This is a genomic window from Muricoccus nepalensis (assembly GCF_006438825.1).
In the GTDB taxonomy this organism is placed as follows: domain Bacteria; phylum Pseudomonadota; class Alphaproteobacteria; order Acetobacterales; family Acetobacteraceae; genus Roseomonas; species Roseomonas nepalensis.
The window spans coordinates 351,907-367,904 of sequence record NZ_RCZP01000002.1 but is presented as its reverse complement, the minus strand read 5'-3'; the positions used below and the strand labels follow the sequence as shown (position 1 = coordinate 367,904).

15 protein-coding genes are annotated in these 15,998 nt (G+C 73.5%); 13 read left to right on the top strand and 2 right to left on the bottom strand.

The features are described 5' to 3' along the window. Window positions 1–19: 19 nt before the first annotated feature. The 7 genes from EAH89_RS03965 to EAH89_RS03935 all read left to right on the top strand — a co-directional run bounded on the left by EAH89_RS03965 (window position 20) and on the right by EAH89_RS03935 (window position 7,780). Window positions 20–1,306, top strand: a complete 1,287-nt coding sequence (locus EAH89_RS03965; RefSeq protein ID WP_140881457.1) for an SAM-dependent methyltransferase — start codon at window positions 20–22, stop codon at window positions 1,304–1,306. Window positions 1,307–1,315: 9 nt separating this feature from the next. Further along, window positions 1,316–2,848: a replicative DNA helicase gene (locus EAH89_RS03960; protein WP_241666848.1), complete on the top strand. Its 1,533-nt coding sequence runs from the start codon at window positions 1,316–1,318 to the stop codon at window positions 2,846–2,848. Window position 2,849: 1 nt separating this feature from the next. Beyond that, window positions 2,850–3,929 carry an alanine racemase gene (alr, locus tag EAH89_RS03955; RefSeq protein ID WP_140881591.1) on the top strand — a complete coding sequence of 360 codons (1,080 nt, stop codon included), beginning with the start codon at window positions 2,850–2,852 and terminating at the stop codon, window positions 3,927–3,929. Continuing rightward, window positions 3,926–4,729, top strand: a complete 804-nt coding sequence (locus tag EAH89_RS03950; protein WP_140881456.1) for an MlaE family ABC transporter permease — start codon at window positions 3,926–3,928, stop codon at window positions 4,727–4,729. Before alr ends, EAH89_RS03950 begins: the two co-directional genes overlap by 4 nt. After that, a complete protein-coding gene (locus EAH89_RS03945) occupies window positions 4,726–5,502 on the top strand; it encodes an ABC transporter ATP-binding protein (protein ID WP_140881455.1) in 777 nt (258 codons plus the stop codon). The genes EAH89_RS03950 and EAH89_RS03945 overlap by 4 nt, the downstream gene beginning before the upstream one ends. Window positions 5,503–5,640: 138 nt before the next feature. After that, window positions 5,641–6,696: a spore photoproduct lyase family protein gene (locus EAH89_RS03940; RefSeq protein ID WP_140881454.1), complete on the top strand. Its 1,056-nt coding sequence runs from the start codon at window positions 5,641–5,643 to the stop codon at window positions 6,694–6,696. Then, the gene (locus EAH89_RS03935; RefSeq protein WP_206667442.1) at window positions 6,686–7,780 is read left to right on the top strand and encodes an SPL family radical SAM protein; all 1,095 of its coding nucleotides are present in this window, start codon (window positions 6,686–6,688) and stop codon (window positions 7,778–7,780) included. The genes EAH89_RS03940 and EAH89_RS03935 overlap by 11 nt, the downstream gene beginning before the upstream one ends. 4 nt (window positions 7,781–7,784) lie before the next feature. On the opposite strand, the gene EAH89_RS03930 is transcribed toward EAH89_RS03935, so the two are convergent. Further along, window positions 7,785–8,183 (bottom strand): MAPEG family protein, encoded by a 399-nt coding sequence (locus EAH89_RS03930; RefSeq protein ID WP_140881453.1) that lies wholly within the window; start codon window positions 8,181–8,183, stop codon window positions 7,785–7,787. Window positions 8,184–8,307: 124 nt separating this feature from the next. Between EAH89_RS03930 and radA the strand changes: the two genes are divergently transcribed. The 6 genes from radA to EAH89_RS03900 all read left to right on the top strand — a co-directional run bounded on the left by radA (window position 8,308) and on the right by EAH89_RS03900 (window position 14,627). Then, on the top strand, window positions 8,308–9,747 hold the full coding sequence (gene radA / locus EAH89_RS03925) for a DNA repair protein RadA (protein WP_140881452.1): 1,440 nt from the start codon (window positions 8,308–8,310) through the stop codon (window positions 9,745–9,747). A 66-nt stretch (window positions 9,748–9,813) separates the two neighbouring features. Next, complete coding sequence (locus EAH89_RS03920; protein WP_140881451.1) at window positions 9,814–10,239, top strand: hypothetical protein; 426 nt, start codon at window positions 9,814–9,816, stop codon at window positions 10,237–10,239. Between the two features lie 118 nt (window positions 10,240–10,357). Further along, window positions 10,358–10,918: a CvpA family protein gene (locus EAH89_RS03915; RefSeq protein ID WP_140881450.1), complete on the top strand. Its 561-nt coding sequence runs from the start codon at window positions 10,358–10,360 to the stop codon at window positions 10,916–10,918. Between the two features lie 4 nt (window positions 10,919–10,922). After that, window positions 10,923–12,401, top strand: a complete 1,479-nt coding sequence (purF, locus tag EAH89_RS03910) for an amidophosphoribosyltransferase (RefSeq protein WP_140881449.1) — start codon at window positions 10,923–10,925, stop codon at window positions 12,399–12,401. Beyond that, on the top strand, window positions 12,398–13,126 hold the full coding sequence (locus EAH89_RS03905) for an SDR family NAD(P)-dependent oxidoreductase (protein WP_140881448.1): 729 nt from the start codon (window positions 12,398–12,400) through the stop codon (window positions 13,124–13,126). The genes purF and EAH89_RS03905 overlap by 4 nt, the downstream gene beginning before the upstream one ends. A 118-nt stretch (window positions 13,127–13,244) precedes the next feature. Next, on the top strand, window positions 13,245–14,627 hold the full coding sequence (locus EAH89_RS03900) for a phosphatase PAP2 family protein (protein WP_140881447.1): 1,383 nt from the start codon (window positions 13,245–13,247) through the stop codon (window positions 14,625–14,627). Here the strand turns inward: EAH89_RS03900 and der are convergent. Then, window positions 14,612–15,952 carry a ribosome biogenesis GTPase Der gene (der, locus tag EAH89_RS03895; protein WP_140881446.1) on the bottom strand — a complete coding sequence of 447 codons (1,341 nt, stop codon included), beginning with the start codon at window positions 15,950–15,952 and terminating at the stop codon, window positions 14,612–14,614. The two genes, EAH89_RS03900 and der, sit on opposite strands and share 16 nt — an antisense overlap. Between the last annotated feature and the right edge of the window lie 46 nt (window positions 15,953–15,998).

Here is a 15,998-nt window from a genome sequence, read left to right as displayed (position 1 = left end):
GCGGCAGGAGGACTGCCCCTTGCTGCTGGATTCGATCCTGCCCCGCCTCATCCGCCGCGGCACGCTGCGGCTCCGCCGCCCGGATGGAAGCGTGGTGACCTTCGGCGGCGCGCGCCCCGGCCCCGCCGCGGCCATGGCCCTGACCAACAAGGGCATCGCCCGCCGCCTGGTGATGAATCCCAACCTCGCCTTCGGCGAGGGCTACATGGACGGCAGCATCGAGCCGATCGAGGGCTCCACCATCTACGACCTGCTGGACGTGATGATCCTCAACCTGGCCGAGGGCGGCAGCCACCCCGCCATGCGCGCCGGGCAGGCCGTCCGCTGGGCCCTGCGGCGGGTGCTCGACCCGAACAGCTCGGCCCGCAGCCGCCGCAACGTCGCCCACCACTACGACCTGAACGGCCGCCTCTACGCCCTCTTCCTGGACGCCGACCGGCAGTACTCCTGCGCCTACTTCCCGACGGGGCGGGAGAGCCTGGAGGAGGCCCAGGCCCTCAAGAAGCGGCACATCGCGAGCAAGCTGCGCCTCGACCGCCCGGACCTCGAGGTGCTCGACATCGGCTCCGGCTGGGGCGGCCTTGCCATCACCCTCGCCCGCGAGCACGGCGCCCGCGTCACCGGCCTCACCCTGTCCGAGGAGCAGCTCGCCGAGTCCCGCGCGCGGGCCGAGTCCGCGGGCGTCTCGGACCGCGTCCGCTTCGAGCTGATGGACTACCGCGACTGGCGGCGCCCGGTGGACCGGGTCGTCTCAGTCGGCATGTTCGAGCACGTCGGCATCAACCACTACACGGCCTTCTTCCGGACCGTGAAGGCCGCCCTCAAGGAGGACGGAGTCGCCCTCGTCCACGCCATCGGCCAGTCCGAGGGGCCGGCCACGACCAACCCCTGGCTCACCAAGTACATCTTCCCCGGCGGCTACTCCCCGGCGCTGTCGGAGGTGGTGCCGGCGGTGGAGGGCGCCGGCCTCTGGATCACCGACATCGAGATCCTGCGGCTGCACTACGCCATGACGATCGCCCAGTGGCGCGGGCGCTTCGCGGAGAACCGCAACGCGATCAAGGCCTTGTACGACGAGCGCTTCTGCCGGATGTTCGAGTTCTACCTCGCCGCCTCGGAGCTTGCCTTCCGCCGCTGGGGCCACATGAACTGGCAGATGCAGCTCACCCGCGACGTGAACGCCCTGCCGCTGACCCGCGACTACATGCTCGAGGCGGAGCGCGCCGCGGCTTATCCCCATGATCCCCCGCCGTCCACAGGACCCCGCGGCGCGGTGGAGGGGGACGTGGAGCGCGCCGAGGGCTAGACTGGCGGGATGAACGCCTTCGACAGCCTCGCGGAGCCGGCCGGCCCCGGAATGGGCCAGGGAATGCTGGGCCTGTCCCAGCGCCTGCCCCCCTCCAACACGGAGGCGGAGCAGGCGCTGCTCGGCGCGCTGCTGGCCAACAACAAGGCCTATGAGCGAGTCTCGGAGTTCCTGGCGGACGAGCACTTCGCCGACCCCATCCACGGCCGCATCTTCAAGGCCATCCAGCGCCGGGTCGAGGCCGGGCAGCTCGCGGACGTCGTCACGCTGCGGGCGGAGTTCGAGCACTCCGGCCTGCTCGACGAGGTTGGCGGCCCCGCCTACCTGACGCAGCTCCTGACCGCCATGGTCGGCATCATCAACGCCGGCGAGTACGGCCGCGTCATCCACGACTGCTTCCTCCGCCGCCAGCTCGTGGACCTCGGCGAGGTCGTCGTGAACCGCGCCTTCGGGGCCGAGCCCGAACTCGACGGCAAGGCCCAGCTCGAGGCCGCCGAGCAGGCCCTCTTCGACCTCGCGACCGAGGGCAGCTCTGAGGGCGGGCTCATCTCCTTCGACCGCGCCCTCACCGCCGCCGTCGAGCTCGCCGAGCGCGCCTTCTCCACCCCCGGCGGCGTCTCCGGCCTCCCCACGGGGCTGCGCGACGTCGACACGAAGCTCGGCGGCCTGCACCCCTCGGACCTGCTCATCCTTGCCGGCCGCCCCGCCATGGGCAAGACCGCGCTCGCCGTGAAGATCGGCTTCGGCGCCGCGCAGGCCGTCATCCGGGAGGCGCAGGAGAAGGACCCCAACGCGGTGGTCCGCGGCGGCGTCGCCATCTTCTCGCTGGAGATGTCGGCCGACCAGCTCGCCACCCGTATCCTCTCCGAGCAGTCCCGCGTCTCGGGCGACCGCATCCGCCGCGGCGACATCGCCCAGCGTGACTTCGACAAGTTCGTGGAGGTGAGCCGCGAGCTCTCCACCCTTCCCCTCTTCATCGACGACACCCCGGCCATCACCATCTCGGCGCTGCGCACCCGCTGCCGGCGCCTGATGCGGACCAAGGGGCTGAACCTCATCATCGTCGACTACCTCCAGCTCATGCGCCCCGCCGCCGGCACCCGGCCGGAGAACCGCGTGCAGGAGATCAGCCAGATCACCCAGGGCCTGAAGGCCATCGCCAAGGAGCTCTCGGTCCCCGTCATCGCCCTCTCCCAGCTCTCCCGCCAGGTGGAGCAGCGCGAGGACAAGCGCCCGCAGCTCGCCGACCTCCGCGAATCCGGCTCGATCGAGCAGGACGCTGACGTCGTCATGTTCGTCTACCGCGACGAGTACTACCTGCAGCAGAAGATGCCGAAGGAGCTGGCCTTCGACAACGCGGAGAAGTTCTCCGAGGCCACGGACAAGTGGCAGAAGGACATGGAGCAGGCGCACAACAAGGCGGAGCTGATCATTGCCAAGCAGCGTCACGGCCCCACCGGGACCATCCGCCTCTTCTTCGAGGGCGAGTTCACCCGCTTCGGCGACCTCGACCAGACCCACGACGAGAACGACTACGCCTGAGATCGCCGAGGCGGGTACCGCGGGCGTCCTGACCGTCGACCTCGCGGCCATCGCTGCCAACTGGACCACCCTGCGCGACCGCCACGCGGCGCTCGGCGGCGGCGCGGTGGGGGCGGCGGTGAAGGCCGACGCCTACGGGCTGGGCGCCGCCGAGGTCGTGCCCGCCCTTGCCGCCGCCGGGTGCCGCCACTTCTTCGTCGCCCACGCGGTGGAGGGCGCGGCGGTCCGCGCCGCCCTCGGCCCCGGGCCCCTCGTCGCCGTCCTCAACGGGTTCCACCCCGGCGCGGACGGGGGCGCGGGCCTCACCCCCGTCCTGAACACCCCCGGCGACATCGCGGCCTGGGCCGGCACCGGCGCCGCCGTATTGTTGCACCTCGACACCGGCATGGCCCGCCTCGGCCTCTCTCCCGCCGAGATCGAGGCCCTGGCCGCGGACCCCGCCCCCCTCACCGGCCTCGACCTCCTCTACGTCATGACCCACCTCGCCTGCGCCGACGAGCCGGACCACCCGATGAACGCCGCCCAGGCCGCCCGCTTCGCCGCCGCGCGCGCCCGCCTGCCCGCCGCCCCCTCCTCCTTCGCCAACTCGGCCGGCCTCTTCCTCGGCCCGGCCTTCGCCTCCGACCTCGCCCGCCCCGGCTGCGCCCTCTACGGCCTGAACCCCACGCCGGGGCGCCCGAACCCCATGCGGCCCGTCGTCCGGCTGGAGGTGCCGGTGCTCCAGGTCCGGGAGATCCCGGCCGGCACCCCCGTCGGCTACGGCGCCACCTGGACGGCCGCGCGCCCCTCCCGCATCGCCACCGTTGCCGCGGGCTATGCCGACGGGTATCTGAGGGCCCTCTCCGGGCATGCCCTTGCCCGGCACGCCGGACAGGACATCCCTCTTGTCGGCCGGGTCTCCATGGATCTCATCACCTTCGACGTGACCGACCATCCCCTCATCACGCCCGGCTCGATGCTCGAGCTGATCGGCGACGCCCAGACCGCCGACGACGTCGCGGCCCGCGCCGGCACGATCGGCTACGAGGTGCTGACCTCGCTCGGCGCCCGCTACGCCCGCCGCTACCGGCGCGCCGCGTGAGCGCCTCCTCCCCCCTCGCCCGCCCGCTGGACGGGCTGGCCGCCCTCGGCCGCGCGGTGCTGGACCTCTGCCGCACCGTCGGCGCCGTCGCGCTCTTCGCGCTCAACGCGGTCAGCCACGCGGTGCGCCCGCCCTTCCACCCGCGCCTCTTCCTCCGCGCCTTCGTGGAGGTCGCCTACTTCTCCCTTCCCGTGGTCGGGCTGACGGCGGTCTTCACGGGCATGGTGCTGGCGCTCCAGTCCTATTCCGGCTTCTCCCGCTTCGGGGCGGAGGGGGCGGTCGCCAACGTCGTCGTCATCTCCATCACGCGGGAGCTCGGCCCGGTGCTGGCCGGCCTCATGGTCTCGGGCCGCATCGGCGCGGCGTTTGCGGCCGAGATCGGTACGATGCGCGTCACCGACCAGATCGACGCGCTGACCACCCTCTCGACCGACCCGATGAAGTACCTCGTCACCCCCCGCCTCCTGGCCGCGACGCTCGCCATGCCGCTGCTGGTGGTGGTGGCCGACGTCCTCGGCGTCATGGGCGGCTACCTCATCGCCACCCTCAAGCTCGGCTTCTCCGGCCCGGCCTACCTGAAGGCGACCTTCGACTTCGTGCGGATGACGGACGTGGTCAGCGGGCTCGCGAAGGCGGCGGTCTTCGGCTTCGTCGTGGCGCTGATGGGCACCTGGTGCGGCTACAACTCCCGTGGCGGCGCCCAGGGCGTCGGCGGCGCCACCACCACGGCGGTGGTCGCCTCCTCCATCCTCATCCTCGCCCTCGACTACGTGCTCACCGAGGCCTTCTTCTCCCGATGAGCGACGCCCCGCCGAAGATCCGCCTCCGCGGCCTCCGCAAGGCCTTCGGGGCCAAGCAGGTGCTGGACGGCGTGGACCTCGACGTCCGGGCCGGCAGCTCGATGGTGATCCTCGGCGGCTCCGGCTCGGGCAAGTCGGTGACCATCAAGTGCATCCTCGGCCTGATCACCCCCGACGCCGGCACCATCGAGATCGACGGGCGGGACGTGCTGGCCATGTCCGCCCGCGAGCGCGAGGCGGTTCTCGACCGCACCGGCATGCTCTTCCAGAACGGCGCCCTCTTCGACAGCCTGCCCGTCTGGGAGAACGTCTGCTTCAAGCTCCTCGCCCAGAAGCGCCTCGACCGCGCCCGCGCCCGCGACAAGGCCGCGCAGGCCCTGGCCGATGTCGGCCTCGGCCCCGAGGTCGGCGACCTCTCGCCCGCCGAGCTCTCGGGCGGCATGCAGAAGCGCGTGGCGCTGGCCCGCGCCATCGCCTCCGAGCCCGACATCATCTTCTTCGACGAGCCGACCACCGGCCTCGACCCCATCATGGGCGCGGTGATCGACGGGCTGATCGTGGACTGCGTGAAGCGCCTCGGCGCGACCGCCGTCACCATCACCCACGACATGGCCAGCGCCCGCCGCATCGGCGACGAGGCCGCCATGATCCACAAGGGCCGGATCGTCTGGACCGGCCCGGCCTCCACCCTCGGCGACACGGGGAACGCCGTCGTGGACCAGTTCGCGCGCGGCGAGCGCGAGGGGCCGATTCAGATGGAGCTCCGGCGCTAGGGCGGGCGCCCCGTTCAGCGGCGTCCAGTTTTTCCCCGAAAAATCAATCGCTTCAATTCCCCCGCCGGAGCGCGGCGCGGCGCGAAAAGGGGCCGTTTGGCCTGTCGGAACAGGCGCGGCACCCCATATCTCCCCTGCATGGCTGGCCCCCTTCTCGACATCGCCCGCATCTACCTGGAACCGGCGGTGGAGGCCCACGCCCGCGGCCGGGAGATCCTCGCCCGCTTCCCGGCGGCCGAGCGCATCCCCGTCGCCTCCCACTGGCGCATTCCGGAGCTGCGCGAGGCCGATCCCGGCGACTACCTCCGCAACAAGCGCGACACCCTCGTGCTCGGCGTGAAGAAGGGCCTCGCCTTCCGCCCCAACGGCCGCAGCGCCGACTTCATCGCCCCTTCCTCCTCCAACGGCTGCGCCATGGCCTGCGCCTATTGCTACGTCGCGCGCCGCAAGGGGCATGCGAACCCCATCAGCGTCTTCGTCAACATCGAGGAGATCGCGGCCTCCATCGCCCGCCACGCCGCCCGCCAGGGACCGAAGGCCGAGCCCAACCAGGTGGACCCGCGCGATTGGGTCTACGACCTCGGCGAGAACGGCGACCTCTCGGTGGACGCCCTCATCTCCGACAACGTCCGCGACCTCGTCGCCGCCTTCCGCGGCATCCCCAACGCCAAGGGCAGCTTTGCGACGAAGTGGGTGAACCCGGGCCTCCTCGACTACGACCCGCGCGGCCGCACCCGCATCCGCATGTCCCTCATGCCGCCCGCCATGGCGAAGCTGCTCGACGTCCGCACCTCCCCCGTGGCCGAGCGCATCGTCGCCATCCCGGAGCTTCACCGCGCCGGCTACGAGGTGCACCTCAACTTCTCCCCCGTCGTCCTCCGCGAGGGTTGGGAGGCCGAGTGGGGCGAGCTCTTCGCAGAGCTCGACGATATTCTCCCCGACGCCGTGAAGAACCAGCTCGCGGCCGAGATCATCATGCTCACCCACAACGAGGGGCTGCACGAGATCAACCTCGCCTGGCACCCCAAGGCCGAGGAGGTCCTCTGGCGCCCGGACATCCAGGAGACGAAGCTCTCCGAGGGCGGCGGCGTGAACCTTCGCTACCGCACGGGCTGGAAGGGCCGCTGGCTGCGCCGCTTCCAGGACCTGCTGGCCGCCCGCATGCCCTATTGCCGGGTGCGCTATGCCTTCTGAGGCCCTGGCGCCCCCCGCCCCCACCCCGGCCCCCGCGCGCCCGCACCCGCCCTGGGTGCCGAAGCGCCTCCTCATCACCCCCGCCGCCCTGTCCTGGCCCGCAGGCGAGGCGATGGCCGGGCGCGCCGCGGCGCTCGGCACCGAGATCGTCCGCCTGAAGGCCGACCGCCTCGCCGGGCTGCCCGACAGCTACCGCGACGCCAAGACCACCATGGCGGTCCTCGTCGCCTCGCCGAGCCGCCGCCGCCCGCAGCCCATCCCGCCGAGCGCCGACTGGCGCTTCGACCTGGCCGAGGGCTGCCCTGCCCACTGCGCCTACTGCTACCTCGCAGGCTCGCTGAAGGGGCCGCCGATCATCCGCGCCTACGCCAACCTGCCGGAGATCCTGGCGGAGCTGCCGCCGCTGCTCGGCCAGGGCCAAGTCACCTCCCGCAACGCCGCCCGCGCGGCGGAGGGCACGACCTTCGAGGCCTCCTGCTACACGGACCCGCTGGGCATCGAGCACATCACCGGCAGCCTGGCCGAGACGATCCGCTTCTTCGGCGCCTGGGAGGCGGAGACGCAGCTTCGCTTCACCACGAAGTACGACGCGATCGACCCGCTGCTCGCCCTGCCGCACCACCGCCGCACCCGAATCCGCTTCTCCGTCAACGCCCGTTCCGCCGAGCGCTTCGAGGGCGGCGCGCCCCGCGTGTCGAAGCGCCTCGCCGCCCTGCGCAAGGCGGCGCTGGCCGGCTACCGCATCGGCCTGACCGTCGCCCCCATCCTCGCCCTGCCGGACTGGCGGGAGGCCTACGACGCGCTGCTCGCCGACTGCGGCGCCGCCCTGGCCGGCGCCCCGGACCCGGACCTCACGGTGGAGCTCATCACCCACCGCTTCACGGAGGGCTCCCGCGACACCCTGCAGGGCTGGTACCCGGGCAGCGCGCTGGAGATGGACCCGGCGCAGCGGACCCGGAAGACGACGAAGTTCGGCTCCATCAAGTACGTCTTCCCGCGGGAGCGGATGGCGGAGCTTCGCGCCGGGTTGGAGGCGAGCGTGGCCCGCCACCTGCCCCAGGCGCGCATCCTCTACTGGACCTGACGCCTTACCCGAGCAGGGCGGCGGCCAGCACCATCAGGAGGCCGAGGATCGACACGCCCCAGACCACCGGCCGCACCGCCAGCCCCAGGGCATAGGTCGGGACATAGGCGACCCGCGCGAGGACGTAGAGCAGCGCCCCCCATTCCGACATCGCGCCGGCCCGGCCGGAGAGCTGCGCCGCCGCCACGGCCGCGACGAAGAGCGGGAAGGTCTCCAGGAAGTTGTCCCGCGCCCGTGTCAGCCGCGCGGCTACCCCTTGTGGCGGGGGTGGCGCGGTGTCGCGCGGCCCAGCCGCCCAGGCCAGCCCGCCCTCCCGCTGGCGGATGGTCGCGACGGCGGCCGCGAGGATCTGCGCGAGTCCAAGCAGCGCGCCCAGGGCCAGCCAGCGGAGTTCAGGGGTCATCGGCGCCTCGCTCTCTCCGCCGCAGGCTACCCGGTCCGCGTGGGCAGGGAACCCCGCCCCTTCTTTCCGGCCCCGCGCCGCGCTACATCAGCGCGTCCACCTTTCGTTCCTGATCGGGCATCCCTTGGCAAAAGCCTCGCACCGCTTCGTCTGCCAGTCCTGCGGCACGGTCCACGCGAAGTGGCAGGGCAAGTGCGAGGGCTGCGGCGAGTGGAACACCCTTGCCGAGGAGGTGGTGGAGGCCCGCGGCCCGGGGCCCGCGAAGACCGCGGCCATCGGCGGCCGCCGCGTCGAGTTCGTGCCGCTGCGCGGCCACTCCGCCCCCCCGCCCCGCACGCGCACGGGGATGGCGGAGCTGGACCGGGTGCTGGGCGGCGGCTTCGTGCCGGGCTCGGTGGTGCTGGTCGGCGGCGACCCCGGCATCGGCAAGTCCACCATCCTCCTCCAGGCCGCCGCCCGGGTGGCGACGGCCGGGAAGCGCACCCTCTACATCTCCGGCGAGGAGGCGATCGAGCAGGTGCGGCTGCGCGCGCTCCGGCTCGGCGTCTCCGGCGCCCCCCTCGGCCTCGCCGCCGCCTCCTCGCTGCGCGACATCCTCGCCAGCCTGGAGGAGGAGCGCGACGTCGGCCTTGTCATCATGGACTCCATCCAGACGGTCTGGCTGGACAGCCTCGACTCCGCGCCCGGCACCGTCTCCCAGGTCCGCGCCTGCGCGGCCGAGCTCGGGCGGCTGGCCAAGGCACGCGGCTTCGCCCTCGTCCTCGTCGGCCACGTCACGAAGGAGGGGACCCTCGCCGGCCCCCGCGTGCTCGAGCACATGGTGGACGCGACGCTCTACTTCGAAGGCGACCGCGGCCACCAGTTCCGCATCCTGCGCGCCACCAAGAACCGCTTCGGCGCCACCGACGAGATCGGCGTCTTCGAGATGACGGAGCAGGGCCTCGCCGAGGTCCCGAACCCGTCGGCCCTGTTCCTCGCGGAGCGCCGCGGCAACGTCTCGGGCTCGGCCGTCTTCGCGGGGCTGGAGGGCACGCGCCCCGTGCTGGTCGAGATCCAGGCCCTCCTCTCCCCGGCCTCGGGCGGCAGCCCGCGGCGGCAGGTGGTGGGCTGGGACTCGGGGCGCCTCTCGATGCTGCTCGCGGTGCTGGAAACCCGTTGCCGGATGAGCCTCGGCCAGAACGACGTCTACCTGAACATCGCGGGGGGCCTGCGCATCAACGAGCCCGCGGCCGACCTCGCCGTCGCCGCCGCCCTCGTCTCCGCCGCGACCGACCGCCCCTGCCCGCCCGACAGCGTCTTCTTCGGCGAGGTCGGCCTCTCCGGCGAGGTGCGCCAGGTCGCCCAGACCGAGCTTCGCCTGCGCGAGGCCGCCAAGCTCGGCTTCTCCGCCGCCACCCTCCCCCGCCGCGTCGCCCGCGGCGGCCGCGCCCTCTCCGCGCCCGAGGGGCTGCGCCTGAGCGAGACCGGCCACCTCGCCGACCTCGTCGCGCCCTTCGCCGCCGGCGCCACCCGCAAGCCCGCGCCGCGCAAGGACGCGAAGCCCGAGCCCGCCGAGGCCGACTGACCCCGGCCCCTTGCGGCGCGTCCCCCGCCGTGATCCGGTCGGGCGGAACATCGCGAGGGGCAGGGCATGAGGAACTCGGTCGGGCGGACCGCGGCGCTGGGCTTCGTGGCGGCGGCGATCTCCGTCGTCGTCTTCCACCAGGGCGTGATCTGGCTGCTCCACCGCGCCGGCTACGTCCCCATGGCCCCCTGGTCGCTGCGCCCGGTCGGCCCCTGGGGCGTGCCCGCGCTCGCCAACCTCTGCTTCTGGGGCGGGCTCTGGGGGATCCTCATCGCCTTCGTCCTGCGGGGGATGCGCGGGGCGGCGCTGCTCACCGGCTTCCTCATCGGCGTCCTCGGCGCGGCCATGGTCGGCTGGACCCTCGTGCCCTCGCTCCGCGGGCAGGCGCTTTTCGCGGGCGGCAACAGCGTGGCCCTGATGCGCTCGGCCCTCATCAACGGCACCTTCGGCTGGGGCACGGCCCTCGTGCTGACGCGGGTGTTCCGCTTCTAGCCGGGCGCGGCCCGGGCCGGGGCGGCCGGCCCCATGGCCCCATCACATGCCACCCCCGCAACCACCGGGTCGCCGCGCGCGTGACGCGGCGCCCCCGCCTCGCTATATCGGCGCCCAGATGACCTGGGTCGATGCCGTCTTCCTCGCGCTGGTCGCCCTCTCCGGCGCCATCGGCTACCTGCGCGGCCTCGTCCGGGAGGTCCTGGGGGTGGGCGCCTGGGTGGGCGCCATCTTCTTCGCCTTCTACATGCTCGACGGCATGCGCGGCCTCTTCGTGGGGCTCTTTCCCCAGGAATGGATGGCCGACGTCGCCGCCCTGGCCTCGGTCTTCGTCGTCACCCTCATCATCCTCAAGATCATCATCGCCTTCGTCGCGCGCGGCGTGCGCAACTCCGCCCTCGGCGGCGTGGACCGCGCGCTGGGCATCGTCTTCGGCCTCGGGCGCGGGGTGGCGGTGATCCTCGTCGCCTACATCGCCGCCGGGGCCTTCGTGCCCAATCCCGAGCTCTGGCCCGCCCCCGTGCGGGGCGCCCGCAGCATGCCCCTGATCGCCGAGGGCGCCGCCTGGCTGAACCGGCAGCTGCCCCCCAAGTACCGCCCACGCCTCCCCGACGCGTCCACCGGCCGCGCCCCCACCGCCGAAGAGCTTCTGCGCCCTCCCGCGCGGAACAGGATCTGATCCCATGACGGACCTGACCACCAACCCGCTCGACAGCGAGGACGACGGCTTCCACGAGGAATGCGGCGTCTTCGGGGTCTGGAACTCGCCCGATGCCGCGGCGCTCACCGCGCTCGGGCTGCACGCGCTCCAGCACCGGGGCCAAGAGGCGTCCGGCATCGTCTCCCTCGGCGAGAAGGGCTTCCGCTCCCACAAGGGCCTCGGCCTCGTCGGCGACATCTTCGGCGACGCGCGCGTCATGGCGGGCCTGCCCGGCCGCGCCGCCGTCGGCCACAACCGCTACGCGACCGCCGGCGAGACGGCGCTGCGCAACGTCCAGCCGCTCTACGCGGACTTCGCCTTCGGCGGCTTCGCGGTCGCCCACAACGGCAACCTCACCAACGCCCTCACGCTCCGCCGCCAGCTCGTCCGCCGCGGCTGCCTCTTCCAGTCCTCCACGGATTCGGAGGTCTTCGTCCACCTCATCGCCATCTCGCTCTACGCCACGGTGCTGGACCGGCTGATCGACGCGCTGAAGCAGGTGGACGGCGCCTACTCGCTCGTGGCGCTCCACGACGGCGCGCTGATGGGCGTGCGCGACCCGCTCGGCGTGCGCCCGCTCGTCCTCGGCCGCCTCGGCGCCGACCAGAACCACGCCTGGGTGCTGGCCAGCGAGACCTGCGCCCTCGACATCGTCGGCGCCGACTTCGTGCGCGACATCGAGCCCGGCGAGATCGTCATCATCGACGACGACGGCGTACGCAGCATCAAGCCCTTCGCCGAGACGTCCAGCCGCTTCTGCATCTTCGAGTACATCTACTTCGCCCGCCCGGACTCCGTGGTCGAGGGCACGCCGGTCTACGAGGCCCGCAAGGGCATCGGCCGCGAGCTCGCGATCGAGAGCGGCGTCGAGGCGGACGTGGTGGTGCCCGTGCCCGACTCCGGCGTGCCCGCCGCCATGGGCTACTCCAAGGAGGCCGGCATCCCCTTCGAGCTCGGCATCATCCGCAACCACTACGTCGGCCGCACCTTCATCGAGCCGACGGACAGCATCCGCCACCTCGGCGTGAAGCTGAAGCACTCCGCCAACCGCGCCATGCTGGAGGGCAAGCGCGTGATCCTCGTGGACGACTCCATCGTCCGCGGCACCACCTCCAAGAAGATCGTCGAGATGGTCCGCCAAGCCGGCGCGCGGGAGGTGCACATGCGCATCTCCTCCCCGCCCACGACCCATTCCTGCTTCTACGGGATCGACACGCCGGAGCGGGAGAAGCTGCTGGCCGCCAAGCACAGCGTGGAGGAGATGGCGCGCATCATCGGCGCCGACAGCCTCGCCTTCATCTCGCTCGACGGCCTCTACCGCGCGCTCGGCCAGCGCGGCCGCGACGCCGCGAACCCCGGCTACTGCGACGCCTGCTTCACCGGCGACTACTCCATCCCGCTGACCGACCTGCAGGGCCATCCCGAGCGCAAGCCCGCCCTGCTGGCGCTGAACGGCGTATGAGCGGCCGCCCCGCCGAGGGCCGCCCCCTCGAGAACCGGGTCGCCCTCGTCACCGGCGCCTCGCGCGGGATCGGCGCCGCGACCGCGGTGGAGCTCGCCCGCCTCGGCGCCCACCTCGTCCTCACCGCCCGCACCCAGGGCGGGCTGGAGGAGACGGACGACGCCATCCGCGCGCTCGGCGGCAGCGCCACCCTCCTGCCCTTCGACCTCGCCAAGGACGGCGACGAGCTGGACCTCCTCGGCCCCTCCGTCATGGAGCGCTTCGGCCGGCTCGACATCCTCGTCCACGCCGCGGGCACCCTGGGCGCCCTCACCCCCGTCGCCCACATCATGCCCAAGGACTGGGCGGAGGCGGTGGCGGTGAACCTCACCGCGGCCTGGCGCCTCATCCGCACGCTCGACCCGCCGTTGCGGGCCTCGGACGCGGGGCGCGCCGTGATCCTCACCACCGGCCGCGCGCGGGAGCCCAAGCCCTACTGGGGCCTCTACGGCGCCACGAAGGCCGCCCTCGAGCACCTGACGGCCACCTGGGCCGCGGAGGTCGCGGGCACGCCGCTGCGCGTGAACCTGGTCGACCCCGGCGCCGTCGCGACGCGCCTCCGCGCCAAGGCCATGCCGGGCGAGGACCCGAGCGCCCTGGCCAAGCCCGCCGAGGTCGCGCCCCGGATCGCCGCCCTCTGCCTGCCCGCCGAGGCGCGCAGCGGCGAGGTCGTCCGCGCGGCCTGACCGCGCGGTCCGTTCCGGCCGGTGCCTTCCGTCACGCGGCGGGCGCCGGGTTTTCGTGGCGATCCGCCGCCCGCGGGTGCAGCCTCCCCACCGTTCGGCCGAACCGTGGGAGGACCGCATGTTCCCTCTGGCGCGCTTCCGCTCCGCCGCCCTCGCGGCGCTCCTCCTTGCCTCGCCGCCCCTCGCCCCACCCGGCGCCGCCCAGCCCGCGGAGCCCGGCCGCCCCTGGGTGCTGCCCTCCGCCGGCGCCTTCCGCCTGCCGCCCCCGCCCGACGCCGCGGCCACGCGCGCGGAGCTGGACGCGCTGCGCGCGATCGCCGCGGCCCGGACGCCGGAGGAGGTCACGCGCGCGGCTTGGTGGGCCTCCACCGCGCCCGCCTACCGCTGGAACCAGGTGGCGCTGGAGGAGTCCCTCGCGGCCGGGCTGAACGTCAACCTCGCCTCACGCCGCCTCGCCCTGCTGCACACCGCGCTGGACGACGCGATGGCGGCGGCCTGGGACAGCAAGGAGGCCCATCGCCGCCCCCGCCCCTCCGAGGCCGACCCCTCCTTCGCGCCGGCCCTCCCCACGCCCGCCGGCCCCTCCTACCCGGACGAGCACGCTGCGGCGGCGGCCGTGGCCGCGGCGATCCTCGGGGAGGTCTTCCCCGAGCGCGCCGCCGCCCTCGCGAGCCGGGCGGAGGAGGCCGCGCGCATGCGGCTGGTGGCCGGCCACGCCTTCCCGAGCGACGTCGAGGCCGGCACCGCGCTCGGCCGGAAGGTCGCGGCGGCGGCGCTGGAGCGGGGCCGGGGGGACGGGTCGGACGCGCGCTGGACCGGCCGCGTGCCCGCCGGGCCGGGGCTCTGGAACGGCACCAACCCCATCCTCCCGCAGGCCGGGACCTGGAAGCCCTGGCTGCTGGCCGCGCCCGACGAGTTCCGCCCCCCGCCCCCCGCCGCCGCCGATTCACCGGAGCGCGCGGCGGAGATGGCGGCGCTCCGCGCCTTCCCGCGCACGCCCCTCACCAACGCCCGCGCCCTGTTCTGGGAGGTGGCGGTCGGCGGGCTGCGCAACTTCGAGTTCTGGAACCTCCAGGCCGGCCGCCTGCTGCTCGAGGCCGGCCAGGGCAACGACGCGCGCCGCGCGGCCCGGACCTTCGCCCTGCTCAACGTCTCGCTCTACGACGCGGGCGTGGCCTGCTGGGACGCGAAATACGCCTACTGGGCGATCCGCCCCTTCCAGCTCGACCCCGAGTTCCGCACGGCCTTCCCGACGCCCAACCACCCGAGCTACCCGGCCGCGCATTCCTGCTACTCGAGCGCCTCGGCGGGGGTGCTGGCGCACCTCTTCCCGGCCGATGCGGAGCCGCTCGCGATCCTGGCCCGCGAGGCCGGGGATTCCCGCGTCTGGGCCGGCATCCACTACCCGAGCGACGTCGCGGCCGGGCAGCGGCTCGGCCGGCAGGTCGCCGCGCGGGCGATCGAGCGGGCGCGGGCGGCCGGGGCCTACTCCTCGGAGTAGGGGTTCTCCGTCCCGCGCAGGTTCAGCCGCACCGGCACACCCGGCATGTCGAAGGCCTCGCGGAAGGAGTTCACGAGGTAGCGCCGGTAGTCCTCCGGCAGCATCTCCGCCCGCGTGCCGAAGATGGCGATCGTCGGCGGGCGCGCCTTGGGCATGGTGGCGTAGCGCAGCTTCAGCCGCTTGCCCTCGACCAGCGGCGGCTGGTGGCGCGTCAGCGCGTCCTCGAACCAGCGGTTCAGCGCGCCGGTCGGGATGCGGCGGTTCCAGACCTCGTAGGCCTCGCGCACCGTCGGCATCAGCTTCTCGACGCCCTTGCCCGTCGCGGCCGAGAGCGGGACGACGAGGATGCCGCGGAGCTGGGCGAGGGAGGCCGTCAGCACGTCCTCCACCTTGCGCCGCGCCGCCGCCCGGTCCTCCACCGCGTCCCACTTGTTGAAGGCGATGACGATCGCCCGCCCCTCGCGCTCCGCGAGGCGGGCGATGCGCAGGTCCTGCTCGTCCATGCCCTGCACGGCATCGACCACCAGCACCGCGATCTCGCACTCCTTGAGCGCCGCGATGGTGGCGGCCGTCGACATCTGCTCCAGCGCCTGGGTGATCCGCGCCCGGCGGCGAAGGCCGGCCGTGTCCACCAGCCGCACCGGCTTGCCGGTCTCGTCGATCCACTTCACGGCCACGGAATCGCGGGTCAGCCCCGGCTCCGGCCCCGTGATCATCCGCTCCTCGCCCAGCAGGGCGTTCAGCAGGGTGGACTTGCCCGCGTTCGGCCGTCCCACGATGGCGAGGCGCAGCGGGCGGTCGGCGTCGTCCTCCTCGTCCTCCTCCGGCTCGGGCGGCAGGGCCTCGCGGATCTCGTCGTGCAGCTCGCCGAAGCCGTCGCCGTGCTCGCCCGAGACCGGGAGCGGCGCGCCGAGGCCGAGCTCGTAGACCTCGAGCGAGTTCGCGGCGCCGAGCCGCCCCTCCGCCTTGTTGGCCAGCACCAGCACGGGCTTGCCCTGGCGGCGCAGCCACTGGGCAAAGGCGCGGTCGGACGGCGTCAGCCCCGTCCGGACGTCCACCACGAAGAGGATCAGGTCCGCGTCCCGCAGCGCCGCCTCGGAGCTCGCGCGCATGCGGCCGGGGATGGTGTCGGGCGGCGCCTCCTCCAGCCCCGCGGTGTCCACCAGCAGCACGTCCCGCCCGGCGACGCGCGCGACCACCTCCTTGCGGTCGCGGGTCACGCCGGGCGTGTCGTCCACGATGGCGATGCGCCGCCCGGCCAGGCGGTTAAACAGGGTGGACTTGCCCACGTTGGGGCGGCCCATGACGACGATACGGGGGAGCATGGGCCGCAAGAGCACCGTCCGCACCGGGGGGTCAAGCGCGGCCTCG